The organism is Streptomyces sp. BK208 (assembly GCF_004364245.1).
Classification (GTDB): domain Bacteria; phylum Actinomycetota; class Actinomycetes; order Streptomycetales; family Streptomycetaceae; genus Streptomyces.
The window spans coordinates 1-24908 of the sequence record NZ_SOAV01000003.1 but is presented as its reverse complement, the minus strand read 5'-3'; the positions used below and the strand labels follow the sequence as shown (position 1 = coordinate 24908).

General features: G+C 67.5%; 21 protein-coding genes and 1 pseudogene. 14 read left to right on the top strand and 8 right to left on the bottom strand.

Features of this window, described 5'->3' with window-relative positions; translation table 11 throughout:
- The first annotated feature begins 292 nt into the window (after positions 1-292).
- Positions 293-1939 carry a ricin-type beta-trefoil lectin domain protein gene (locus EV562_RS08490; RefSeq protein ID WP_133886093.1) on the top strand — a complete coding sequence of 549 codons (1647 nt, stop codon included), beginning with the start codon at positions 293-295 and terminating at the stop codon, positions 1937-1939.
- 1059 nt (positions 1940-2998) lie between these two features.
- Positions 2999-3822 (top strand): IS5 family transposase gene (locus EV562_RS08485; protein ID WP_133886092.1). Its coding sequence is split into 2 segments (ribosomal slippage): positions 2999-3338 and positions 3338-3822, totalling 825 coding nucleotides; the frame shifts between segments, so codons are not numbered across the junction.
- A 533-nt stretch (positions 3823-4355) separates the two neighbouring features.
- Here EV562_RS08485 and EV562_RS08475 read toward each other — a convergent pair.
- From EV562_RS08475 to EV562_RS08465, 3 genes are all read right to left on the bottom strand, one after another.
- Positions 4356-5185, bottom strand: a protein-coding gene (locus tag EV562_RS08475; RefSeq protein ID WP_166661674.1) for an IS5 family transposase whose coding sequence is annotated in 2 segments (ribosomal slippage) — positions 4356-4852 and positions 4852-5185 — 831 coding nt in all. Because the reading frame shifts where the segments join, the coding sequence is not laid out codon by codon here.
- Positions 5186-5321: 136 nt separating this feature from the next.
- Positions 5322-6575 (bottom strand): SLC13 family permease, encoded by a 1254-nt coding sequence (locus tag EV562_RS08470; protein ID WP_243860004.1) that lies wholly within the window; start codon positions 6573-6575, stop codon positions 5322-5324.
- A 107-nt stretch (positions 6576-6682) separates the two neighbouring features.
- Positions 6683-7804 (bottom strand): PrpF domain-containing protein, encoded by a 1122-nt coding sequence (locus EV562_RS08465; protein ID WP_133886091.1) that lies wholly within the window; start codon positions 7802-7804, stop codon positions 6683-6685.
- A gap of 172 nt (positions 7805-7976) precedes the next feature.
- Between EV562_RS08465 and EV562_RS08460 the strand changes: the two genes are divergently transcribed.
- The 5 genes from EV562_RS08460 to EV562_RS08440 all read left to right on the top strand — a co-directional run bounded on the left by EV562_RS08460 (position 7977) and on the right by EV562_RS08440 (position 14322).
- Positions 7977-8930, top strand: a complete 954-nt coding sequence (locus tag EV562_RS08460; protein ID WP_133886090.1) for a LysR family transcriptional regulator — start codon at positions 7977-7979, stop codon at positions 8928-8930.
- A 32-nt stretch (positions 8931-8962) separates the two neighbouring features.
- Complete coding sequence (locus EV562_RS08455; RefSeq protein ID WP_133886089.1) at positions 8963-9436, top strand: hypothetical protein; 474 nt, start codon at positions 8963-8965, stop codon at positions 9434-9436.
- A gap of 109 nt (positions 9437-9545) precedes the next feature.
- Positions 9546-10010 (top strand): hypothetical protein, encoded by a 465-nt coding sequence (locus EV562_RS08450; protein WP_133886088.1) that lies wholly within the window; start codon positions 9546-9548, stop codon positions 10008-10010.
- A 146-nt stretch (positions 10011-10156) separates the two neighbouring features.
- Positions 10157-10573 carry a hypothetical protein gene (locus EV562_RS08445; protein ID WP_133886087.1) on the top strand — a complete coding sequence of 139 codons (417 nt, stop codon included), beginning with the start codon at positions 10157-10159 and terminating at the stop codon, positions 10571-10573.
- Positions 10570-14322: an AAA domain-containing protein gene (locus EV562_RS08440; RefSeq protein ID WP_133886086.1), complete on the top strand. Its 3753-nt coding sequence runs from the start codon at positions 10570-10572 to the stop codon at positions 14320-14322. Before EV562_RS08445 ends, EV562_RS08440 begins: the two co-directional genes overlap by 4 nt.
- Positions 14323-14349: 27 nt before the next feature.
- Here EV562_RS08440 and EV562_RS08435 read toward each other — a convergent pair whose 3' ends face one another.
- Together EV562_RS08435 and EV562_RS08430 are read right to left on the bottom strand one after the other, a co-directional pair.
- Positions 14350-14964, bottom strand: coding sequence for a restriction endonuclease (locus EV562_RS08435; protein WP_243860028.1), 615 nt, complete (start codon positions 14962-14964; stop codon positions 14350-14352).
- A 436-nt stretch (positions 14965-15400) separates the two neighbouring features.
- Positions 15401-15658, bottom strand: coding sequence for a helix-turn-helix domain-containing protein (locus EV562_RS08430; protein WP_133886084.1), 258 nt, complete (start codon positions 15656-15658; stop codon positions 15401-15403).
- Positions 15659-16329: 671 nt separating this feature from the next.
- Between EV562_RS08430 and EV562_RS08420 the strand changes: the two genes are divergently transcribed.
- Both EV562_RS08420 and EV562_RS08415 read left to right on the top strand, forming a co-directional pair.
- Complete coding sequence (locus tag EV562_RS08420) at positions 16330-17796, top strand: FAD-binding oxidoreductase (RefSeq protein WP_133886083.1); 1467 nt, start codon at positions 16330-16332, stop codon at positions 17794-17796.
- A gap of 91 nt (positions 17797-17887) precedes the next feature.
- A complete protein-coding gene (locus tag EV562_RS08415; protein ID WP_133886082.1) occupies positions 17888-18364 on the top strand; it encodes a cupin domain-containing protein in 477 nt (158 codons plus the stop codon).
- Positions 18365-18508: 144 nt separating this feature from the next.
- Here the strand turns inward: EV562_RS08415 and EV562_RS08410 are convergent, their stop codons facing one another.
- Both EV562_RS08410 and EV562_RS35475 read right to left on the bottom strand, forming a co-directional pair.
- Positions 18509-19054, bottom strand: a complete 546-nt coding sequence (locus EV562_RS08410) for a hypothetical protein (RefSeq protein WP_133886081.1) — start codon at positions 19052-19054, stop codon at positions 18509-18511.
- A 325-nt stretch (positions 19055-19379) separates the two neighbouring features.
- Positions 19380-20166, bottom strand: a pseudogene (locus EV562_RS35475) (IS3 family transposase); the annotation flags it as partial.
- Between EV562_RS35475 and EV562_RS35040 the strand changes: the two are divergent.
- Positions 20110-20754 (top strand): alpha/beta fold hydrolase, encoded by a 645-nt coding sequence (locus EV562_RS35040; protein WP_243860003.1) that lies wholly within the window; start codon positions 20110-20112, stop codon positions 20752-20754. The pseudogene EV562_RS35475 and the gene EV562_RS35040 sit on opposite strands and share 57 nt — an antisense overlap.
- A gap of 504 nt (positions 20755-21258) precedes the next feature.
- Here EV562_RS35040 and EV562_RS08395 read toward each other — a convergent pair.
- On the bottom strand, positions 21259-21753 hold the full coding sequence (locus tag EV562_RS08395) for a TetR/AcrR family transcriptional regulator (RefSeq protein ID WP_133886518.1): 495 nt from the start codon (positions 21751-21753) through the stop codon (positions 21259-21261).
- 141 nt (positions 21754-21894) lie between these two features.
- Here EV562_RS08395 and EV562_RS08390 point away from each other — a divergent pair, with 141 nt between their 5' ends.
- The 4 genes from EV562_RS08390 (at position 21895) to EV562_RS08380 (ending at position 24767) form a co-directional block, all read left to right on the top strand.
- Positions 21895-22866 (top strand): SDR family NAD(P)-dependent oxidoreductase, encoded by a 972-nt coding sequence (locus EV562_RS08390; RefSeq protein WP_133886078.1) that lies wholly within the window; start codon positions 21895-21897, stop codon positions 22864-22866.
- Between the two features lie 318 nt (positions 22867-23184).
- Entirely contained in the window at positions 23185-23682 is a 498-nt protein-coding gene (locus EV562_RS35035; protein ID WP_166661670.1) for a transposase family protein, read from the top strand.
- Entirely contained in the window at positions 23610-24368 is a 759-nt protein-coding gene (locus EV562_RS35030) for an ISAs1 family transposase (RefSeq protein WP_166661669.1), read from the top strand. The genes EV562_RS35035 and EV562_RS35030 overlap by 73 nt, the downstream gene beginning before the upstream one ends.
- Positions 24369-24419: 51 nt before the next feature.
- The gene (locus EV562_RS08380; RefSeq protein ID WP_133886076.1) at positions 24420-24767 is read left to right on the top strand and encodes a hypothetical protein; all 348 of its coding nucleotides are present in this window, start codon (positions 24420-24422) and stop codon (positions 24765-24767) included.
- The last annotated feature ends 141 nt before the right edge of the window (positions 24768-24908 follow it).

Here is a 24908-nt window from a genome sequence, read left to right as displayed (position 1 = left end):
CGATATTTCGAACATCGTGCGACGTGTCGAGCAGTCTGGATGATAGGAGGTCGGTGCGCCCCGTCAACCCTCCTCGCACGAGTCGTGCACCGATTCGAAATATTCGAAGAGCCTGGCGCGGAGTCGATGTGCCTCGCCCTTGCCTCCTTGCTGATCCCACCTCGAATCCGGCCCTTCAAGGGGGTGTTGACATGACCGGCCGTCTCTCTAGTATCCGTGGGGCATCCGAAGTTTCCGAACGTCGATCGAAATTTCGAACCCCTCTCCTCTCTTCCCTGACGAAGGAGTCCCGGTGCCCAGACGATCAGGCGGACGACTGTTCCGCCTCCTCGCGGCCGCCGCGCTGACGGTGACCGCGTCCGTGACGGCCTCAGCGCAGTCCACCGCCACGGCCGCGCCGGGCAGTCCGGCGCTCACCCCACCGCTGGGGTGGAACAGCTGGAACACCTTCGGGTGCGGAATCACCGAGGCCCAGGTCCGCCAGGCCGCCGACGCGATGGTGGCCTCGGGCATGCGGGATGCCGGCTACCGGTACGTGGTGGTCGACGACTGCTGGTTCGACCCGCAGCGTGACGCGCAGGGCAACCTGCGGGCCAACCCGACGAAGTTCCCGAGCGGGATGAAGGCCCTCGGGGACTACATCCACAGCAAGGGCCTGAAGTTCGGCATCTACCAGGTGCCGGGCGAGCGTACCTGCGCGCAGACCGTGGGCACTTACCCGGGCGCCACGGGCAGCAGGGGCCACGAGGTTCAGGACGCCGCCACGTTCGCCACATGGGGGGTCGACTACCTCAAGTACGACTGGTGTTCCTCGAGCGGCACACGTGACGAGCAGGTCGCGCGGTTCAAGCTGATGCGTGATGCCCTGCGCGCCACCGGTCGGCCGATCGTCTACAGCATCAACCCCAACAGCTTCCACGCCATCACGGGGTCCACGTACAACTGGGGGGAGGTCGCCGACCTATGGCGGACGACCGAGGATCTGCTCGACATCTGGCAGAACGGCAACACCAACAGCTACCCGATGGGCGTCGGCAACGTCCTGGACGTCAATGCGCCGCTGGCCGCACAGTCCGGCCCGGGGCACTGGAACGACCCCGACATGCTGGTCGTCGGCCGCCCCGGCCTGTCGCTGACCGAGTCCCGCTCCCACTTCGCCCTGTGGGCGCTGATGAGTGCGCCGCTGATGGCCGGCAACGACATCCGCACGATGTCCGCCGACGTCAGCGCGATCCTGCGCAACCCGCGCCTGCTGGCGGTGAACCAGGACTCCCAGGGCGCGGGCGGGCGCAGGGTGCGCGACGACGGCGACATCGAGGTGTTCGCCAAGCCCCTGGCGGACGGTTCGGTCGCGGTGGGGCTGTTCAACCGGGGCGGGAGCGCGGCGACGGTCACCACGACGGCCGCCCAGATCGGCCTGAGCGGAGGACCGTTCACCCTCACCGACCTGTGGACCGGCGGCACGTCGAGCACGTCCGGGCAGATCTCGGCGAGCGTCCCCGCGCACGGCGTCGCCGCGTACCGGGTGAGCGGCGGCAGCCCGCTGGCCGCCACCACCTCACGCCTGCGGGGCAACGCCTCCGGCCGCTGCGTGGACGTGGACAACGCCTCCACGGCCGCCGGCGCCGCGACTCTGCTGTGGGACTGCCACACGGCCGCCAACCAGCTGTGGACCACATGGGTGGGCGGTGAGATCCGCGTCTACGGCGACAAGTGCCTGGACGCCTACAACCAGGGCACCGGGAACGGCACCCGTGTCATCACCTGGCCCTGCAACGGCCAGAACAACCAGAAGTGGACCGTCGGCTCAGACGGCTCGATCCGCAACGTCCGCTCCGGACTGTGCCTCGACGCCAACGGGGCCGGCACCGCCAACGGGACCCCGCTGGTGCTGTGGACCTGCAACGGCCAGGCCAACCAGAAGTGGACCCGGGCGTGATCGACACGGCACTGGGGCGTGGCCGGAGCGACAACGCCCCGGCCACAGCCTCCCGCACGGCTGCCGCATCGGCCGGGACGGCCGCCCCCGGCTCCGGCTGCGGCGAGCCCCGGGCGTCGGTGCGGCTTCCAGGCCGGCCACCCACACCGGCGACATCTCCCCGCCGCGCACCTGCACCCTGCACGGCACCACCTGCGGCTGAGCGCCGTGCGGGACCGTAAATCGTTCGGGTCTGTTCCGTAGTCGGTGGTGACGGTGAGTGCTCGCCTGTGGTCACCGAGCGTGCATGATGCGAACGCGCTTGCAGGGACGGTCCTTTCGGGGTTGTCGGTGTAACGGCGGCCATGGCGACCGCGACGGCGGCGCCGACCGCGATCCCGGGCAACAGCCGGGCCGCGATCAGCGCGGCCACAGTGGTCGCGGTCGCGAAGCGCAGGACACCATCGACGTACAGGTCTGAGGTCATCCGATGCTTCGAGCGATATGCCGCCCGCGAAATCCTCAACCTGGTCAGACCGGTTTCCCGCACCCCCGCGTTATAAGGGCGTCTGTGAGACGTGAGAGGGTCGGAGCCGTGAGTGAGACACCGCCGAACACCCTGCAATACCGCTTTGACGGACCAGAAGACGCCCCGGTTCTGTTCCTGGGTCCCTCACTGGGTACCACATGGCACAGGTTGTAGAAGCCGTCCAAGGGCGTCTATGCCAGTCCAACGCGGGCATGAAGCCGCAGGTCGGAGCCTCTTGGTCCGGGAGGGTCTGCCCAGTTGGTGATCGCTGTGTGATACGCGGGTGTTAGGGCGAGGCCCCCGCTGAGGTACGTCCTAGTCTCTTGCTCTGCGGGGTCCAGTTCGGCGGCGGGGAGGAAGTCGGCGATCCTTGCCCGGCATGTCGAGGGTTACGGGCAGCTCCGGCGTCGGGGAGCCCTCCTCGACGCCGGTGTGCTCGGGCAGGAGGTCGGCAACGGCGGTACGGATCACGCCGCGCCTTACTGATCGTTTCAGAATGAGTTGAGCTGTAGGGGCTTGTGTTTGACGATCTTGGTCGTCAAGGTGTCAGGGTGCGTGCTGATCTTGTTCCTGACGACCTGTGGGAGCGGGTGGCTCCGCTGCTACCGCCCGCTCCCGAACGGCGCCGCCGATGTCCCGGCCGGTTGCGCGTTCCCGACCGGGCGGCTCTTGGCGGAGTGATGTACGTCCTGCGAACTGGCGTTGCCTGGCGTGACGTTCCTGCGGAGATGGTGGACTGCTCAGGGGTCACGGCCTGGCGCCGGCTGAGGGACTGGACCGAGGCCGGTGTTTGGCCCCGCCTGCACTCCACCCTCCTGAGCGAGCTGCGCAGTGCCGACCTCTTGGACCTGGACGACTGTGCCGTGGACGGCTCACACATCCCAGCCCTCAAAGGGGGGATCATGTCGGCCCCTCGCCGGCCGACCGTGCCCGCCCCGGATCCAAGCATCACCTGATCGTCGACCGTAACGGTAGTCCCCTCGCAGTCACACTCACCGGCGGTAACCGACACGACGTCACCCAACTCCTGCCACTGTTGGATGCGGTCCCGCCAATACGGGGCGTGCGAGGACGCCCTCGCCGCACGCCTCGGCGGCTGTTTGCAGACCGCGGTTACGACTTCGACAAGTACCGTCGTCTGCTGTGGAAGCGAGGCATCAAACCCGTAATCGCTCGTCGCGGCGCTGCCCACGGCTCCGGACTGGGCAAAGTGCGCTGGGTGGTCGAGCGGGCCTTCGCCTGGCTGCACCAGTTCAAACGACTCCGCACCCGCTACGAACGACGCGCCGATCTCCACCAGGGTCTGCTCGAACTGGCCTGCAGCGTCATCTGTCTGCGACGACTTCAGCGAACTCAGGCTGCGGTGGATCAGTAGCGGAGGCGGGCCTCCAGCCCATCGATGAGCAACGAGCAGTTCCTGAAGACCTCCAGCAGAACTTGCTCGTCATCCGACACCAAGGTCAGGTCCAGATCCCGCAGAGGCTTGGCGACTGCGGAAGTTCTAGTTCCGTCTGGGTCAGGGCCGCTGAGAGATGCCCAAGCCTCAAAGAGGCCTCTGACGGTCTCCCACCCTGGCCCCGGGCTGAAGTGCGCCAGGAAGGACGGCTGGTCGATGCCGTACTCATGAAGTTCACCGACCAGGACCTCGCCCCTAAAGAGTCGCCACTGCCTCACTAGAGGTTGCCCCCGGTTCCGGTCGACACCATTGAGATCGAATCCTCGCAAGGTTCATCCAGCTAGCCAAGCGCTTCATTTTGAAACGATCAGTTAGAGGTCGTAACAGAAGTCTCCGGCCCGATGGCCGCCGCGGGGAGGCTGCGCCTTGTGCGGTACACCGCCGGCGTCTCCACGACCGAGCTCATCCGGCGGTGTCGCGCGGCGTCCCCTGCATCAGGAGGCACGACGGTCTCATAAGCCTGTAGGGCGGTCCTTCGACCCGGCCTTCTTCAGCCGCCTGAAGCAGATGAGGCTGCAGGCCAACGCGAGGAAGGCGTCGTGAAGTTCGCGGCGTCGCTCCCAGCGGACGGCGAGGCGTTTGAACTGGTGGAGCAGGGCGAAGGTTTGCTCCACGGCGTAGCGGAGCTTGCCCAGGCCCTTGGTGTTCGGGGAGCCCTTGCGGGAGATCACCGGCAGGACCCGGCGTTTGCGCAGCTCACGGCGCATAGCTTTCGAGTCGAATGCCTTGTCGCCGAGCACGCTGTCGGGGCGTCGGCGGGGACGGCCGGGCCGTCCGGCCACCGGCGGGATGCCGTCGACCGGCACGAGGGTCTGCGTGATGTCGTTGACGTTCGCGGCGGTGGTGTGGACGTGCAGCGGGGTTCCCTGCCCGTCGCAGATCAGATGGTGTTCGCTGCCCGTCTTCCGCCGGTCGACTGGTGACGGACCGGTCGCGGCTCCCCCTTTTTCGCGCGGATGTGGGAGCCGTCCACGCACGCGCGGGACCAGTCGAGTTCGCCGGCCGCGTTCAATTCCGCGAGGTGGATCCGGTGCAGCCGGTCGAAGACGCCCGCCTGCTGCCAGCGGGCCAGGCGGCGCCAGCAAGTCTGCCCCGAACCGAACCCCGACTCTAGGGGCGAGAGTTGCCAGGCAATGTCCTGGTGGAGGACGTACAGGATGCCCTGCAGGCAGAGCCGGTCGTCCACCGGCTTCGGCCCCGGTGACCGCTCAGGCCAGGGCGGGAGCAGCGGCTCGATCAGTTCCCGCAGGTCATCGTCCACGATCCATGGCCGAGTACTCACACGGCCATCAACAGCCACATCATCACACCGGACACGCCTGACCGGCCCACTCGCTCAAGATTCGCGTTACGAGCTCGAAGGGCGCCGTGCGTGGTCCAGCTCGGCGCCCTCCGCTGTCCGTCGTCGGTCTTTTGCGCTATGACCAGGGCAGGACCAGGGCGCCCCAGGCGACGACGGGGCCGAGGGCGACGATTCCGCCGGTGTAGCCGATGATCTGGCGGTAGAAGCGGCGGGTGTCCACCCCGCGGGCGTTGCTGAGGACGAGTGCTCCGTTGGTGGAGAAGGGCGAGGTGTCGACGATCGTCGTGGAGACGGCGAGCGCGGCGATCAGTCCGGCGGCGCTGAGGTGGCTGGAGAGCAGCAGTGGTACGGCGATGGGGATGATCGCTGTGAGGATGGCGGTGGAGGAGGCGAAGGCGGAGGTGATGGCCACGGTGAAGCACAGCAGCAGGGCGACGACGAGCGGGGCGCCCAGGTTGGCGGCATGTTCGGAGATCTCCTCGATGATGCCGGCCTTCTCCAGCATCGCGATGTACGTCATCATGCCCGCGACCAGAAGCAGGGTGGACCAGCTGACGCCGTCCACGGCCTTCTCCTGTCGCTTCATGTCGACCAGGGCAAGCAGGGCGCCGGCGGCCAGCGCAAGGAAGCCGATCTCCAGGTGGAAGCCGAGCGCGCCGACGACGAGGGCCACCAGAGAGGCGAGGGTGAGCCACTGCCGCCAGTCGGGCCTGCCGGAGACGGCGAGGTCCTCGTCGTCGGCTGCCTCCGCGGCGCCTTCGGCCAGCGGGGCGGGACGCTTGGCGAGCAGGGCGTAGGTGAGGATCGAGAGCAGCAGGTTGATCACGAAGCTGGCGCTGAACAGCGCCACGGCGGAGATCTGCAGATCGGTGTTGTCGACGAGGCCGAGCACCAGCGCACCGGAGACGGCGAGCGGGGAGAACGCGCCCGCGTGTCCGCCGCTGATCACCATCATGCCGACGACCAGCGGGTTGAGTTTGTAGCGGTAGGCGAAGTTCATGCCGATCGGCACGAGGATCGCGACCGCGGCCGGGGTGAACGTACCGAACGCCGTCAGCAGGGCGGCCACCAGGAAGAGCACCCAGGGGACGAGTTGCACCTTGCCGCGTACCAGCCGCACCCCGGCCGCGACGAGCCAGTCGATCGTGCCCTTGCGGCGGGCGACGGAGAACAGGTAGGTGACTCCGACGATGGTGACGAAGAGCCTCGCCGGGAACCCCTCGAAGATCTCGTCCTCGGTGAGGCCGAGCGAGGCGGTGCCGACCGCGAAGGTGGCGACGAAGGCGAGGATGCCCAGATTGATCGGCAGCACGGTGCCGACCACGAACATCACCAGCAGGGCGCCTATGGAGATCACTTCAGCAGACATCTTTGTCCTTGGTGCGGTGGGGACGGGGTGGCGCGCCCCGAGGGCGCGAGCGTATCCCGGTGCGGACGGCTGGGGGACCGGCCGACCGAGGCGATGTCCGTCGCGGTTCAGGCGGCTTGCGTACGGCCTGCTTCCGGGACGTAGATTCGGGCGTCGGCGAGCAGACGGGCCGCGCGCTGCACGGTGACCCGGTGCGGCAGGCCGTCTCGTACGTCGGTGCAGCGGACCGCGACGATGCCGGCGGGTGTGCCGAGCCGCAGCCACTCGTCGGTGGGGCCGCCCGTGATCCGCGAGACCACGGAGCCCTCCACCAGCCCGGCTGCCGCCACGGCGACGGCGGAGGTCAGGCCGATCGCCGGATGGGGGGCGTTCATGCTGAGCATGCGCACCGAGACGTCGTAGTCCTCGGCTGCGGCGGGTTCGCCGAGGGTGGTGGTGTACGGCACCGGCGGGCCGACCAGGCCCACCTTGGGCACCGCGTCGCCCGGTTCCTCGCCCGGCTGGTCCAGCCCCATCAGGGGCGCCGCGGTGTGCCGGACGGCGCGCAGCCAGGGGACGTCCGCGCTCATCCGCTCCAGTGGCTCGGCACCGGTACGCCCGGTGCCGACGGCGTCCACGAGCACGACCGGGGCCCCGGCGTCCACCATGCTCACCCGCACCGGCTCGGTGGCAGCGACCCGCAGGTCCTGCGCGGCCTGCCCGGTGGGGAGCAGTAAACCGGTGGTGCCACCGGCCGGATCCCGGAAGGTGAGGCCGACCGCGACGCCCCCGGCCCGGGTGCCGGGTACGGTCTGGCGGCCGAAGTGGTGGACGACGCCACCGGTGGTGTCCACGAGCCCCTCGAGGACCGCGCCGGTGTTGGTGTTGCGCATCACCACGCAGGTCCGGTCGCCGGTGACCGGAACCATTCCCTTGCTCACCGCGTACAGGGCGACGCCGGTGGCGCAGTTACCGCAGTTGCTCGTCCACTCCACCGAGCCGGTCCCGATGCCGACCTGGGCGAAGAGATAGTCCACGTCCACGCCCGGTTCGGGCGAGGCGCTGACGACGGCCGCCTTCGAGGTGGTGGGGGTCGCCCCGCCCACCCCGTCCAGCTCCACGGGGTCGGTGGCGCCGTACGCGGCGACCAGGAGCTGTTCGAGGTCACCGCGGTGGGCAGGGACGTCAACTTGGTTGAACAGCCAGCACTTGCTTGTGCCGCCACGCACCAGGGTCGCGGGAATGTGCACGTCTGAGGCTCTTCCTGGATCAACGGAGGGGAGGGAGAAGACCCGAGGAGCGGTTACGGGCTCATTGCGGGCCGGTGAACCGCTCGGCGGATGCGGAGACCTTCGCAGAGGCATGACTTCGGAACAATCGCAGTTCACTTCACCTGGGTTTAGCTCAGCTAAAGTCGACGGCATGCTCAACGTGCGCCGTCTACTGCTGCTCACCGAGGCCACCGAACGCGGCTCGCTCACCGCCGCGGCGGAAGCCCTCGGCATGACCACCTCCGCCGCCTCCCAGCAGATGTCCCTGCTGGAGCACGAGGCGGGGCAGCCCCTCGTCGAACGGCTGCCACGCGGTATCCGCCCCACCCCGGCGGGTGCCGCGCTGGCCGAACGCGGTCAGGCCATCCGCCGGGAACTCCGTGCCGCCGAGGCCGACCTGGACTCCTTCACCGCCCTCGACCAGGGCACCTTGCGGCTCGGTTCCTTCCCCACGGCGAGCGCGTCCCTGCTGCCGCTGGCGCTCACGCGTTTCCGACGCCGCCACGCAGGCATCCGCATCGAGGTACGCGCCGGAGTCCTCGCTGAGCTCAGGGAGATGCTGCACACCGGCGAGGTGGAGCAGGGGCTGCTCTGGGACTACGAATGGAACCGACTCGACGATCCGGCGCTCGCCCTCACTCACCTGCTGGACGACCCCACCGTGCTGGTCGTCCCTGCCGACTCGCCTCTGCGTACCCATCCCTCCGTGCGTCTCGGGGACCTCGCCGAGCAGGAGTGGATCATCCGCGCCGACAACCATCCCGTCGCCGACGTCCTGCGCCGTAGCTGTCGCCAGGCGGGATTCGAGCCTCGCATCGCCTACTCATCGCACGACTACCAGGAGGCGCAGGCCATGGTCGCCGCCGGTCTCGGCATCGCGCTCGCGCCCCGCCTGGCCCTCACCAGCCGACGCAGCGACGTACGCCTCCTGCCGTTCGCCTCCGACGTCCCGGCCCCCACCCGCCGCATCCTCCTCGCACGCGCCGCAACACGCCCCGCCACCCCTCCCGCCCAGGCAATGGCCCGCGTCCTGCGCACGGTGGCGCAGCGATTCACCGCCCCAGACCTGCACCGGGCCCAGCTCGGGGCGGTCCGGCGAGGCTGACGGTGCGGCCACGAGCTGCGTCCCCATCGCCCGTGATCGTGTTACGAGCTCTTAACCCGCGTCGGCACTACAAGACCGTTCAGTCCGGTGAGCTGGGCATCGGGTTCGCGCTCGCCGCCGCCGAGCGCATCGTCCGGAAACGGTATCCGGGACACAGCGTTTCCCTCGTGGACGCCGACATAGCGCTACAGGCCGGCTGGGCGCTGGTGGGCAAGGACGTGCGGCGCAGGAGCTGGGTACGGCAGCGGCCCAACTTCTTCCTGGAGGCGTGGAAACCGGGCGAGCCGTCGAAGGTCGTTCCCCTCGCCTGTGAAGGGATGCACGGGAAGACTCCCTACGTGTACACCCAACTGGCCAGCGCCTCGACGCAGGTGGAAGCGGTACACGTGGGCCGGTGGAACGAGACGCCGGTGCTGGTGACATCGACTGAGTTGCTCGGGCAGGGCGGCATCACCGTCCACATCCTGCAGGCCCACGGGGACGGGGCGTTGGCTCTACGCGCCTGACGATCCGGCTGCGGACGCCGATCAGGCACTCGACGACCTGAACATCTACCCGGACGTCCGCATCCCGGACCCTGACGGCGGGGAAGAGCAGAGGGTCAGTGGATTCCAGGTGCAGCCCGACCAGTACGCCTGGTTCCGCCGGGCCCTGGCGCGTGCGGGAGCTGCCGGGTTGACGGGCTTCACCGGCGGTGGAGAACTCACCGCGCAGTACCTGACGAAGCGACAGGGTCGCTGGCATTTCGAAGGCTTCACCCACGCCGGCACCGGCATCGTCCAGGACGTGGAAATCGAGATCGGCGGGGTGCACTTCGTTGACACCGACCATGTGTTCCGACTGAACGGCACCCGGGTCGAGGCGTTCTCCGGACTCGCCGAGAACCTCTTCCGCCACCTGCGGGACGGGCGGGTGGAGCAGTACCGGCGAGAAGCGCACGCCCTGCGCTCGTCCTGGCGTTCCGCGCGGTTCGAGGACGACTGGGACGGACCGGTGTCCCTGCGTGAGGACGGCTCGATCATGGTGATGAGCCTTCTTCCGGAGACGCCCAGGAAGCGCCGTGCCAGGAAGCGGAGCTGACGGGCGGACGACGACCGGAGGGGGCAGAGCGAGGATGGCCGAATGCCGTCACCCTCGCACTTCCACGACTGTCTCCACAGGTGTTCTCCATGCCAAAGTCACGTGCACAGAGCAGAAAAGCGATGAAACGGCAGCAAGGAGGGCCCATGCAGGGCGGGGGATTCCAGTGGCGACTCGTCGTGCCCACGGGTGGCGACACGCTCCGGCAAGAGCGCCTCACCCGGGACCTGTACGACATGCTGCGGGCGGAAGACGGCCTGGCCGTCGGATTCGCGGACGAAGAAGCGTCCGCTGAGCCTGGCCACAAGGGTGCGGGCGTCGGCGAATTGGCGCTGTGGGCGGCCACGGCATCCGCTGTCGCCCGTCCGGCCTCGCAAGTGCTGATCACCTTGATCAGAGAGTGGTGTGGCAAGGAACGGCACCGCAAGGTCGAGGTGTCCTACGGGGAGAATTCGGTCAAGATCACAGGCCGTCCGGACGCTGCGCAGGAACGGATGGTCCACGAGTTCCTGGACCGGGCCACCGGGGGCGAGGGCCCGGGCCCGGAGGACGGCGCAGCGTGACCCGACTGCACAAACGCCGCGCCCTGCTGATCGGCACCGAGCACTATGACGACAGTCGCTTCGCGCCACTGCCGTCCACACAGGCGGACGTCTGGGGGCTGGGTCAGGTCCTGCGGCATCGAAATATCGGCAACTTCGTCTCGATCCAGACGGAGACCGACCTCACCGCCGATGACATGCGACTGGCCATCGGTGAGTTTGTGACGGCGTGCGACGAGGACGAACTGGCACTGCTGTACATCTCGGGGCACGGTGTAAGACGGGTCAGGGACGGCGGCGAATTCCACGTCGTCGCGCGGGACACCGACTTCGACCGGGTGGCCGAGACCGGCGTGAGCGCCGGCTTCGTCAATGAGCTGCTGGAACAGTGCGTCGCGCCGCAGAAGGTCGTGATGATCGACTGCTGTCGCAGCGGTGGCTTCGCCGTCGGCCTGCGCACCTCCGACCAGCAGCCGGACGGCACCGTGGCCAAGTCCGGTGAGTCGGCCCTGCTGACCAGTAGAGGCGTCTACGTCCTGTCGTCCTCGCGCGCTGGGGAGGACTCGTACGCCGATGCCGGTCAAGGCGCCGACGTAAAGCCTTCCGCGTTCACCGCTGAGGTGATCGAAGCCCTCCGAACGGGCAAGGTCAGCAAGGACGGCAGCAGCGAAGTGTCGGTGGACGACCTCTTCAACTACGTCAACCGGCGTATGCGGGCACGAGGAGGTCGACAGGTACCGGTGCATTCGGCACACGGTGTCGACGACCGCATCGTGATCGCCGCCTCCCCGCTCGGCCGTGCCCCGATTCTCGAACCGCTGAGTCACCGACCACGTCAGGCAGCGGATCAGCCGCAATCCGGCCCCGCGAAGTCTGCGGTAACTCAGCCAACCTGGCCCCACCTGCTGGACTACTACCGTGAGTGCATCCTGGCCGGTGACACCGAGACGCCACTGATGGAAGTGGGGCATCACAACACTTCGTACGCCTGCCTGGCCGGGGCAGAACGCTTCCTGTCGGGCGATGTCGATGCCGACGGCTGCGTCGCCCTTCCCGAGGAGGCAGCCGCCCTCATCGAATCGGCGACCGAGCAGGACGCCGAACTCTGGGCGGGATACCCCGCCGTGGTGCTGACGGGGCAGCGCACCGGACGCTCCTGGCGGCATCCGAAATTCGCCCCCTTGCTGATACGGCGCGTCGAGATCGTCCAAGGGGAGGGCGAGGTGCGGCTGAAACCCTACGGCCCGGTTCAGCCACATCCACGACTCGCTGTCGACTGGCTCGGCGAGGAAGAAGCCTCCCAGCTCGCGGACACCTTCCAGCCCTCCTGGCACCGGGGCCAGCACGACCGTATGGCAGTGGAGGCACGCAACCTCCTGGCCGAGGACTTCGAGTTGCCCTGCGTGCAGGAACTCCGCCCCGACCAGCTCGCGGACCGTATCGACGTCCACACTCCCGGCCACGGCGCCCGTAACGCCGCGGTCCTCTTCACGGCCCTTCCCAAAACCGGCTACACGAAGCGGCTCCTCGACGACTTCACGGACATCGGTAAGCAGACGGACCAGATCCAGCTGACCGCCCTCGGCGCCCTCTCGCCCGACGCCGCCCAGCGCACACGTGCGCTGGCCCTGGCAGATACGGAACCGGCGCGCCTGGTGACGCCTCTGCCCTGTAACGAAGCCCAGGCCGAAGTCATCCGTTCTGCCATGACCCGCCGCCTGACCGTGGCCACGGGTCCTCCCGGCACCGGCAAGAGCCAGCTGGTGGCCAATCTCGTCGCCACCGCCATCGTCGACGGGCAGACCGTCCTGGTGGCGTCCACGAACAACGAGGCCGTGGACGAGGTCTGGCGTCGGTGCGACAGGCTGGTCGCCGGCAGCGTCGTACGCACCGGCTCGGCCCGGAAGAATGCGACGAGCAACGCGGAGCACGAAATCGCCGCGCTGCACGAGTTGCGGACCATGGCCGAGCCCTCGCCCAACGTGGCCACCGCCGCCGTGGAGGCCGACGTGTCGGCCGACCAGCTCGCCCGTGACCGGCACGCTCTCGCACAGATCGCCACCACGGAACGGCAGCTGCGCCAGGCCGGTGAGGCCCGCGAGGAGCACGCCAGGCAGCTCGGTGTCGCCGTAACCGAACTGCACCAGGTGCTCAATGGGCCGACGCAGCCGAAAGAGGTGGAGGAGAAGGCGGGCCGCCTCGCCCGCGCGTGGTTCCTCGGGCGCTGGCGTCGCACCCGTTTTCTGCGTACGCACGGCCTCGGCGCGTACGACGGTGATCACGTCGCAGGGTGCATCGCGCTCGCCGGCTTCGCCGCCGCCGAGGCCGACTGGCGTGACCTGCACAGTCATGTGGCTTCCGTTGATGACACACATCTGTCCCAGGCTCTGCACGGCGCCGAGGCGGCTGTGCATGCCGCGTCGCGCACCCTTCTCGCCAGCACTGTGCAGGCACACGCACGGGCTGGGCGTCGCCGCATCCTCGACCTGCTCCGCGCACGAGACAGCGACCGCAGCGACTGGCCCGACATACGGGAAGTCCTCGGCCGGTCCCACGGACAGAAGACCCAGCCTGCAGTGGCGGGTTGGGCGGTGACCAGCCTTTCCGCCCGGCGTTTCCCACCCGGTCCAGCTCTCTTCGACCTCGTCGTCATCGACGAGGCCAGCCAGTGCGCCATCCCGCACGTCCTGCCGCTGCTGTTCCGCGCGCGGCGGGCCCTGGTGATCGGCGACGCCATGCAATTGGCGCACATCACGGAGGTCAGCCCGGAACGCGAGGCGCTCGTCCGACGGAAACTCGGACTGCGATCGGACTGGCTGGAGAAGCACCGCCTTGCCTACCGGCGCCACTCCGCCTTCCACGCCGCAGAGAGGTCCGCCGGCGGCACCCTGCTGCTCGACGAACACTTCCGCTGCCACCCGCGCATCGCCGCGATCTCCAACGACTTCTTCTACGAAGGTGACCTGACCGTTCTCACGGACACTCGCGGACGGCCTGCCCTGCCGCGTCCGGCAGTCATCTGGACTCACGTGCCCGGACGGGCCGCCCGGTCGCCGTACGGCGGCTCGTGGGTCAACGAGGTCGAGATGGACAAAGTGGATGCGAGCGTCCGGTACCTCTTGGAGCAATTGCCCCCAGGAGCCACCATCGGCGTCGTGACTCCCTTCACAGCGCAGGCCGAAGCACTACGCCGTCGACTGAGCCGATATGACGAGGAGCGTCTGCGCGTCGGTACGGTGCACACTTTCCAAGGCGGCGAACGCGACGTCATGGTGTTCTCACTTGTCGCCGGGGAGGGCATGCGCCCCGGCGCCGTCGAATGGGTCGCCGGCCAGCTGAATCTCTGGAACGTCGCCATCACCAGAGCACGCAGTCACCTCATCGTGGTGGGGGACAAAGACCGCTGGCGGAAGCGGGGCGGTGTGGCCGGCGCGCTGCTCGACGCAGCGGAAAACGACGGCTCCAGGCCACACGACGAGGCCGGCGACCCCCTGTCCAAGCGCCTCTATCAGGTCCTCTCCCGGTTACCCGGGGCCACCGTCACCTTGGGTGAGAGCCGCCACGGGCATCCGGCCGATGCGCTGGTGCGCGACACCGATGGCACATCGACCCGGGCCGTGCTGCTCGATCGAGGGCCAGAGGAAGGCGCCGACGCGGCACGTCACCTGCGGCTTACGCTGCACCGGCGGAACCTGATGAGCGGCAGCGGCGAGACAGAAGAAGCCATCCGCTGGCCGGCGTGGCGGCTGTACGACACGAAGGGGAGCTGACCAGGCAGCGGCCCCGCCTCCTGCCCCCTATACAGGGGGTTGCTCGCTGTATGCCTGCTTCCAGCGTGTCCGGTGCCGGGCGTCCCCCTGACCGGCACCATTGATCTCGGCGAGTGACATTAACGAGGCCCCTCCGTTCCACATCCCCAGGTGGTCACGGTGTACGGCGAGAATTCCGTGCTGCAACGCGAACTTCTCGGACGGCCGACTGAAACGCGTGGTCGTCACGAACACGGCAAGGTCGGCGCCGAAATGCACCCGGGCCCCGAGCAGGTCCCGCAGTTCACGGCTCGCGATCGTGCTGGTCGGTGCGTACCGCTTGCACTGGATCACCATGCTCCGGCCGTCTGGCAGTCGACCGACGACGTCAGCTCCGTTGTCGTTCGCGCCACCCACCCGGCGTACCTCGACGCACCCGTCTCGTCGGCAGAGGTTCGCGACCAGTTCCTCGAACTCCGTACCGGTCATCGCGTCCACCTCGGTCAGCGTCCACCGACCGGCATCGATCATGTCGGCCTGTCGCCACAGGTGGTCCCGCTTGCGCACCAGTCGGTCAGTACGCCACAGCCACCAAGCGACCGTTCCCACGCAGCCCAGCAGCAGTACGCCCGTGACGTAGGGCCAGACCACCGACCAGAACATCACCAGGAGAGCTATGGCGGTGGCCCCACACCCCGACGCCCGCTTCAGCCAGACCGCCCTCCGCTTTCGCGCAACCGCACCCCGTCCACGCCGAGCTGCCATACGTGCCTCCCGCCCCCGACCACCTCGGTACCGCAGTCTGACCAACGAAGACCGGCCCGAGTAGAGCGCGGAGTCGGCCACTGGCCGGATCAGGCCGGCGAACAGGGCCGACGCTGAGGCGATGTCCGGCATCTGCGAAAGTGCTGCCGTCCGTCGCGGGGTCGGCATGTGGTGCGCTGAGCGACTCACACAGTGGCCGGTGCCGCGCCGGACCATGGCACTGGCCAGATGGCGCCGACCGGACCCCCGCGGTTCAGGAGCGTCAGTGAGACGGTGAGGCCCCGCAGAGTGTTTGACGGGGCCTCACCGACACTGGCTCAAGGCGCTGAAGGCGTCAGGTGCGGGCACCGTTGTACTCCGGTTCTCCGCCTTCGAGCACGCGGAGCAGGGACGCCGTGACGACGCGCGAGCTTCGTCCGATGCGAAGCACGCGGCACGGGAACCGCCCCCTGCGGATCAGCTCGTACCCCTTCGCTCGCGAAAATCCAAGCGTTCTTGCGGCATCCTCCACGCTCCCTGTTCCGTTCCATGTGGCACGAATGCGCGCGGGACTGTATCGGGCGCTCGCAGGCTCGCTCTCTTGTATGTGCATCGATTTCTTTCGTCTCGACGGGTGGCGTTCTGCGCTGGGTATGCAGTGCGCAGGCCACGTGTACGCGGTAGACCTCAATTGTCTGCGGAGCTGCCGGTTTGGCTAACCGGCGTTTCGCTGCTATGTTCCCTCGGCCTGGACCCAGCGGCCGTTGATTAGTGACGCCCCGAGCGTTAGCAGGGGGTCGTCTCTGTTGCTGGTGGTGGAGAAGGCGGCGCCGACGTGTCGTCCGCTGCTGTCGGTTCCGCGTGTGTTTCAGACCCTCGGTTGTCAGACTCGTGCGGGAATGCAGCCGTCCACGCGTTTCAGCGTGCGCGGGCGTGTGGTCTGTCCAGGGGCGTAACCTCGGGCGCCGCCTTGGGGCGATGAGCGCTGCCGCGCTTCAATACGTGTGCCTCGGGGGAAGGGCTGTGTGTTCGGTGGGCGGGTGGTCGGGAAGGATGAAGACGCACCACCGCAGCGTCGGAGCTGACTCCTGAGATTTCTGCACCGTAGTGCCCTGACCATCCTGCGCGCCCGCCTGCTCAGGGACTTGACGCAGCTGAAGCGTCTGGTCGTGCTGGTCGACGATCTGGACCGCTGTTTGCCCGACGCGGTCACCTTCGACTGGCACCCTCGCCCCTCACGACACAGTAACCACCTCGCCCACGCCTGCCCCGCAGGAGGCTTCCATGACTGAAACAGCCGAAACCGGCCCTGCACCGCCGCAGGCCGACCGACCAGCACAGGCACTCAACGACGAGCTGCGCCGAAAGCTGCTCGTCCGTCTGGCACCCCTCTTCGCCGGAGAGCTGATTACACCGGAAGATCAGCGCTTTCAAGCGGCACGCCAGGTCTGGAACGCCATGGTCGACCAGCAGCCAGGTCTGATCGTTCGATGCACGGGCACACAGGACGTCGTGGCAGCGGTCATGGCCGCCCGCGCACTAAACGTCAAGTTCTCCGTCCGCGGCGGAGGCCACTCCGTGGCCGGCAAGGCCCACACCCAGGGGGGCATGACCATCGATCTCAGCCTCATGCGCCACGTCGGAGTCGACGCCCCAGCCCGTCTCGTCCAGGCCGAAGGAGGCTGCCTGCTGGCCGATGTCGACGAGGCCACCGAGCCTCACGGATTGGCCGTCCCTCTCGGCACTGTCTCACAGACCGGTCTCGGCGGACTCGCCCTGGGGGGCGGAGCGGGGTGGCTCAGCCGGAAGCACGGGCTCACCTGCGATAACTTCGTGTCCCTTGAAGTCGTGCTGGCTGACGGTCGTGTCGTCGAGACCTCGGCCACTCAACACCCCGACCTGTTCTGGGCTCTTCGCGGCGGTGGGGGAAACTTCGGCATCGTCACCCGTTTTACCCTGCGCGCCCATCCTTTTGGACCGCTGCTCCGCATCGGAGTAAGCCTCTACCGTCCCGAGGACACCGAAGAAGCACTGCGCGTCTACGCCCGCACAGTGCCCGGGCTGCCGCGTGTCGTCGGTTGGCACGGCAGCCTCAAACGTCATATGCCTCCCTTGCCCTTCGTGCCGCCCGAGCTGGTCGGAGCGCGCATGCTGATGCTGTTCTCCATGTGGCTCGATGACCCGGACGATCCTGAAGGCATCGCCTGCACCGAGCAGCTCACCCGGGTGGGCGCGCCCTGCCACGCCGCCACAACCGTGATGCCTTTCGGGACGGGGATGCAGAGGGCCATGGACCCCGAGTTCCCCAACGGCCGTCGCAATTACACCAAGGAGATCCATCTCGCCACTTTGAGTGACGAAGCGATCAAACGCCTGGTCGGCTTCTGGCGCACGATGCACCTGCATGGAGAGGTCTACATCATCTCTCTCGGTGGCGCCCTCACCGATGTTGCGGAGGACGAGGCAGCCTTCGCCAACCGATCCGCCCCGTACTGGCTCAACTTCTCCGTGCACTGGGACGAACCCTGTTGCGATGAGGAAAATATCTTGACGATTTGTGACACTGCTGACCACATCGCACCCTGGACCGCTCCTGGCGTCTATCCCAATCTCCTCAACTTCGACGAGAATCACCGCCTGATAGAAGCTTATGGAGGCAAGGAAAAATACGCCCTGCTAGGGCTTGTCAAGGCTCGCTACGATCCAGCCAACCTCTTCCGCGTCAACCACAACGTGACGCCGTTCCTGTAAGCAGTTCATTTCCCACCGCATGACAGAGAGCGAATCGTGTCACTCCTGCTCACCCAACGGCTGGGCGAAACGGTAGAACGAGGAGTAACCCATGGACTGGAACATCGTTGCAGCGGGTGACGGACGCCATGTCGGACTCGGCGACGGTGCCGAACTTATCGTCAAGGAGGACGGATCGCGCACCAGGGGCAATCTGGTGGTCGCCGAGATGACGATTCCCCCCGATTTCGTCGCGCCCCCCCAGCATGTGCACCACGCCCATGAAGAAGCCTGGTTCGTTCTCGACGGCATCGTCGAGTTCACCTCCGGCACACGTCTTCGCAGGGTGGATTCGGGCGATTGGGTGCTCGTTCCCCTCGGTGTCCCCCACACCTTCCACAATCCCGGCTCCGAGCCGGCGCGCTTCCTTACGATCATGACACCGAATCTCTACCTGGACTACTTCATCGAACTCGGCGAGAGGACGACCCGGGCGCTCCGTGAGACACCTGAACCCGCGGGCGAGGTACGCACGCGCATCTCCGGCGAGATCATGCAGAAATATCGAACCGAGGTCACCACCTCCTGACCTCTTCGGGCCGATGCCACAAAGCCTCGATCCTCCGTGTGATCCGAGATCACACGGAGGATCGAGGTTCGCTTCCGCCTTTCGCGCGAGTGGTCACGGAGCGTCCTGACGAGATTGCCCTGCTCGCCGCACGCCTGACGCGGGTCAGGTGATTTCGAGGACAACCGATGAGTTGATGGACGAGACGGTGCCGAGGCCCAACGTGCAGGCGGTGACGTTCAGCGCGGGTGCGACCTGTTGCTGCACGACGGCTTTCCCGGCGAACGTTCCGGAGGTGACTGTTCCCACTGTCGTGTTGGTCAAGACGGCGCCGGCGATGTTGGCGGTGCGGGTGCCGGTGAAGGTGGTCTTCTGACCCGTGTTCCACGTGATGGTGGTGGTGATGGTGCCAGAGCTGAGCAGATCGAGACAGGACAGGGTGGTCGTGAGGCCCTGGGTAGATTCCGTACCCGAGACGATGCCCGGCTGGCTGATCGACACGCAGGGGCCGTAGTCCGTCTGGGTCTTGGGCTTCACACTCTGCGGTGCCAAGGTCAGCGCAGGCGTCCAAGTGGTCACGCGAGAGCTGGGCGGAATGCAGGTCAGGTCAGCCACGGTCGTGCCCGCGGCGGCCTGGTTGGCGCCCATGAGCAGGGCGGGTCCGATGAGTAAACAGCCGGCCAGTGCTGCGCCGAGGCGTTTTGCTTTCATGGAGGGCTCCAGTCCCTTTGGGCAGTCACGCAACGCACAGTCATGGACTTGACATAAGCGCATGACCTGATGACGGTTCATCTACAAGGTAGCTCTGGTCGACAGAGGGTGAAAGGGGACTGCGCGCCAAGGCATGTCGGATGAATAAGGCTTTTCCCCGTGGTCATGGACACATCGTTGTTATGCCGCGAGGGTCTGCCGCTGTTGGTAGCGCAGGCGTGTCTCGTGGGGCCTGAGCTAGGTCGTGTATTAGAAGTAGCTGGTGTGCTGGGTGGGCCGGTCGGGGAAGGGGCGAAGGGGCCTTGACCCGATTCTTGGACACGGGTTATGCGGCTTGAGCCAGCGTAGTTGCTGTGTGTTGGAGGGCGTTCTCGAAGGCGATCGGTGATTGTTGTCCGAGGCGGTAGTGTCGGCGTCGGGTGTTGTAGCGGTGGAGCCGTCGGAACGCGTCGAGTCGGGCCTCGTGCTCGGTTGGCCAGCTCTTTCGCCCTTGTAGGGTCTCGCGTTTGAAGGTCGCGTTGAAGGACTCGGCGAGTGCGTTGTCCGCGCTGGAACCGACCGCGCTCATGCTTCGCCGGACCCCTGCTGACCTGCAGGCTTCGGCGAATATCCTGCTCGTGTACTGGGCTTCGTGATCGGTGTGCATGATCGATCCGGCGAGGCTGCCGCGGGTCCGGACAGCCGCGGCCAGGGCGCCGGCGACGAGATCCGCGCGCGTGTGGTCGGCGATTGCCCATCCGGCCAGACGTCGCGATGCGAGGTCGATCACGGTCGCCGGATAGCAGAACTTCCTCGCCGTCGATGGGCAGGCAGGTGATGTCACCGACGTACCTCGTGTTCGGTACCTGGGCGGTGAACTCTCGGCCGATGAGGTCGGGCGCCTTGGCCGCGGCCGGGTCGGGGACGGTGGTGCGGTGCCGGCGGCGCAACCGGACTCCTTCGATCCCGAACGTCCGCATGATCCGGGCGACGCGCTTGTGGTTGAGCGCCTCTGCGCTCGTCTCGCGGAGCTCGGCGGTAATCCTCGGGGCTCCGTAGGTGCCGTCCGATTCCTGATGCACGGCCCGTATCCGGGCAGCCAGCTGGGTGTCGGCCGCCTGCCGGGCGGCCCGGTCCACGGCGGTCCGGCGGTCCAACACGTCGGCGGTTCGGCGTCGCTGTTCGGCTCCTCCTCCGGAGCGGTCCTCGCCCTGCGCGCGGCCGCGGCCGGAGTCGACGTCGACCGCCTGGCTCTGTACGAGCCGCCGTTCGTGGTCGGCGAAGGCGACGACGGACCGCCTAAGGACCTCGCGCAGCAGATCACCGCGTTGCTTGCGGCAGGCCAGCACAGCGACGCGGTCAAGTACTTCATGACCAGGGTGCAGGGCAGGCCCGGCATCGCCGTGTTCTTCATGAAGCTCATGCCGAAGATGTGGGCAAACCTCACCAAGTTGGCCAGCACTCTCCCCTATGACATCGCGGTCATGGGCGATACCCAGCAAGGCAAGCCGCTCGATGCCGAGGAGTGGAAAGGGGTGGCCCTACCCACCCGCGTGCTGACCGGTGGCAAGAGTCCAGCCGCATTCCAGCGCGCCGCCCTCGCCGTCACCGAGATCCTGCCGCAGGCCGACCATCGCACTCTGCCCGGACTCAACCATGGCGCCGTCGTCATGGCTCCGAAGAAGATCGCCCCGCAGATCATCGAGTTCATCAAGGGATGAGCTTGTCGTTCGAGCGGTTCGGCGGCGCTTGGCACCCCTTCTGGCACTTGAAGCGGAGCACTCCCCTCCCGAACTGACCGCCGGACCCCGAACGACCACGACTTGCGGGACAGCCTTTAAATGCTTCGTCCAATGCCTGGCGGGCGATATGCGGGTCGAACCTGACTGTCATCTATCCCCCTGGGTCGATCAGGCTTAATCGGCGTTGGGTTCGCCGCTGTCGAATCCCAGGTCATGTTATCCATCTGCCAGCATCGGGCCGTAGCGCACTGAAGGTCAAGGCTGATGCGTTCTCAGCCGGTGAGATGAGCTGATCGCGTACGTCATCTTGCGTGTTGGGTATACGTGTTGAAGTGGGCCGAACAGGGGTGGAAGCCTGCCGGGTTGGCATACGTTCCGGGCGCCAGAGGATCGTCTGGTGGCGGGGGATCGGTGCCAGATCTGGCCGGGCGGGCGGACCTGGCTGTTCGGCCGGGCTCTCTCCCACGGCTTCGGTGAGCGTCTTCAGCGCACCAGGAGGTTGATGGCGACCTCCAGTCTTTCGAGGTAGAAGTCCCGCGATGCGGCCTGGTGCTTGAGGCCGGTCGATGTGCTGATCAGCGTCTGGGCGACTTGGCGGGCCGCCGCTTGCCCTGCCTCGACGGCGATCGCGTTTGTGATCAGTTGCTCGAAACGCTGCGGCGTGGTCTCGACGATCTCCCCCAGGAGGCCGGGGTTGCCCTCGATGACCACCGCCACATCCGCTGTCAGCGGGCCGATGTAGCGGCCCGCCCACTGGTCGAACGCATCGAGGAGGCGCTCCGCAAGGAGTCGGCCGGTGTCGGCCAGGACGTGTTCGACCGCTGTGAGGTCGCGCTCCAGTGCCTGGGTGACGGCGGCGCGGAACAGGCTCTCCTTCGAGGAGAAGAGGAAGTACAGCCCGGGCCGGGAGATGTCCGCCGCTCGCGCCACCTCCTCCATCGAGGTCTTCCGGTAACCGAATCGCGCGAACGTGACCATGGCGGAGTCCAGAACCATGGTCCGACGGTCGGTGTCGGCGACCGTCGACGGCGGGGGGCTGGGGGTGGGCCTGTTCATGGATCGAGCATACGAGCGAGAGTCTTACTATACAAATCAAGACTAGTGCGTATAGTCACCGTCATGACTACTCGCGAACCCATCTCCACGCCCTTCACCGCCTCCAGCACCGCGGACGAGGTACTGCGGGGTGTCGACCTCACCGGGCTCCGCGCGATCGTGACGGGGGCTTCCTCCGGAATCGGGATCGAGACAGCTCGCGCGTTGACCGCTGCCGGGGCCGAGGTGACGCTCGCTGTCCGGAACACGACGGCGGGGGACGCCGTCGCTGAGACGATCGAGAAGTCGACCGGGGGAATACGGCCCCGAGCCGTCCGGCTCGACCTTGCCGACAGGACCACCGTCACGCGATTCGTTGACGCGTGGGACGGCCCGCTGCACCTGCTGATCAACAACGCGGGCGTGGTCACCGGTGGCCTCGAACGCACACGTGAGGGCTGGGAGCTGCAATTCGCGACGAACCATCTTGGCCACGTCGCCCTCGCCACCGGCCTTCATGACGCCCTGGCCCTGGGAGCGGCCGACCGTGACGGAGCACGGATCGTCTCAGTCAGTTCGACGGCGCACATGCGTGCCGGCATCGACTTCGACGACCTCCACTTCGAGCGTCGCAGCTACGATCCGCAGATTGCCTACGCCCAGTCGAAGACGGCTAACTCTCTCTTCGCCGTCGAGGCAAGTCGCCTCTGGGCATCCGACGGCATCATCGCCAATACGGTGAACCCCGGCGGTGTCGCGACGGGACTGCAGCGGAACTTCACAACGCAACAGAAGGAGTCGCTCGACGCGGCCGAAGCCGCAGGAGTCTTCACGTACAAAACGGTCGAGCAGGGCGCTGCCACCAGCATCGTCGCAGCCGTCGCCCCAGAGTTCGCGCACTCCGGAGGCCACTACCTCGACGATGCACAAGAGGCCTACACCGTGAGGAACGACGCCGACCTCGCGCAGCACCCGCACGGTGTCAAGGAATGGGCGCTCGATCCCGCCACCGCCAAGCGCCTCTGGACGGTCTCGACCGACCTGCTCCGCGTCTGACCTCTCGACGCCACAGCAAGCGGTACCGCCGCCTTCTTGGTTGGCCACCGCATCGGCCCACAAGGCCGGTAACACATTGCCTGCGAAGATGGCCACGTCCGATGCACAGAGCCAAAACCCGGTCGGCTCCTCTCCGAGAGCCCGGTGCGGGCCCCGCCTTCGGCGCGCCCGAGACGCTGGCCAGCGCGGCTCAACACGCTGAATCTGACGGAGAAGTACGCGCCGGCTTGGACCGTCAACCCAGTTCTGCAACGAGAGACGCGACCCCTGATGATCAGGTTGTCGCAGTCTTTGATCATGAACAGGGGTCGCGTTCGCGTGTCATCCTCCCTGATCGGTGTCCTGCAGCACCACTGTGCGGACATCGACTCCGCATACCCGGAACCGGAACCGTCACAGCTCGCCTGCCTGGCAAAAGTGTTGGACCGGCTACCCGATCCGCGCCGGACCCGGGGCCGCCGCTACTGCCTGGGCTCCCTGCTCGCGCTGTGCCTGGTCGCCGTCCTCGGCGGAGCCACGTCCCTGGCCGCCATGGCCCGCTTCGCCGCCGACACCGACTCCGAGCTGCGCGAACAACTCGGACTGACCTCCAGCACACCCAACGCCTCCACTCTGGGACGACTCCTCGCCCGCCTGGACGGCGACGCCTTGGACGACGCCGTGGGTGCCTGGCCCGCTACGTCGCCGACCCGGTCGACGGACCCGGCGACACCCTGGTCGGTCTGGCCGTCGACGGCAAGACCGTGCGCGGATCCCGCACCGACGGCCAAGCCGTCCATCTGCTCACCGCCGCGCTCCACGCCTGCCAGACCGTGATCGCCCAGCGCCAGGTCGCCGCGAAGAGCAACGAAACCCCCGCGTTCGCCCCGCTGCTGGACCGGATCGACTTGCGCGGCGTTGTCGTCACCGCCGATGCGATGCACACCCAGCGCGCCCACGCCGAGCACGTCATCGCCGCCAGTGGCCACTACCTCCTGGTGGTCAAGGGGAACCAGAAGAAGCTGCGCAAGCAGCTGCGGCGCCTGCCCTGGCGTCAGATTCCGCTGCAGGCCCGCACCACCGGGTCCAGACACGGCCGCCGCGAGGTCCGCCGTATGAAGGTCTGCACCGTCCGGCCAGGTCTGTTCTTCCCGCACGCGGTCCAGGTCATGGAGATCAAGCGCCGCCGCGCCCACCGCAAGACCGGCAGGGTCGAGACGAAGAGCGTCTACGCGATCACCAGCCTTCCGCCCGAGCAGGCCGGCGCGGCGCAACTCGCCGAACTCGTCCAGAATCACTGGTCGGTCGAGGCCCTGCACCACGTCAGAGACGTCACATTCGGCGAGGACGCACCGGCACCGCACCCCGCGCCATGGCCACCCTGCGCAACCTCGCCATCGGACTCATGCGCCAAGCAGGCTGGACCAACATCGCTGCCGCAGCCGATCACTATCGGTCACGCCCTCATCACGCTACCGCCATGCTCCGACTCACAGCCTGAGAACGCATCGCCCCTGCACTGAAGGTGCCGAAGACTGTCGCCGCCCGCTGGCTCCGCTGTCGACGGACGGCAGTTGTCCTTTGACAGCGAAGACTACGACGACAGCAAGCTCCAGATCCTCACCCTGGCCATGGCCGTCGCCCGACGGCGGCCCGGCCTCCGCGTCAACGCGGAGGCCCCGGGCTGGGTGCCGACGAAGATGGGATTCGCCAACGGACCGCACGCCCCCGATGACCTCCGGGCCGGCTACCAGACCCAGGTCTGGCTGACCGAGGGCACCGAGCCCGGGAGCCGAGGGACCGGCGGCTTCTTCTTCCACCGCGAACCGGAGGACGACGTCCACGCCTCGGTGGGCGACACCCGCGCGCAGGACGCCCTGCTCGACGCCTACGCCCGGCGCACCGGAGTCACCCTGCGATAGGCCCGCATCAAGCAGTACGGCGGTGGGGGGGGCCGGGGGGGGGGGGGGGGCGCCCCCCCCGCCGGCCGCGCGGGGAGCGCCGGCGCCGGCTATCTGGGACAGGGCGGGCACGCGGGAGCGGGCGAGGCCGAGGGCGGGCGC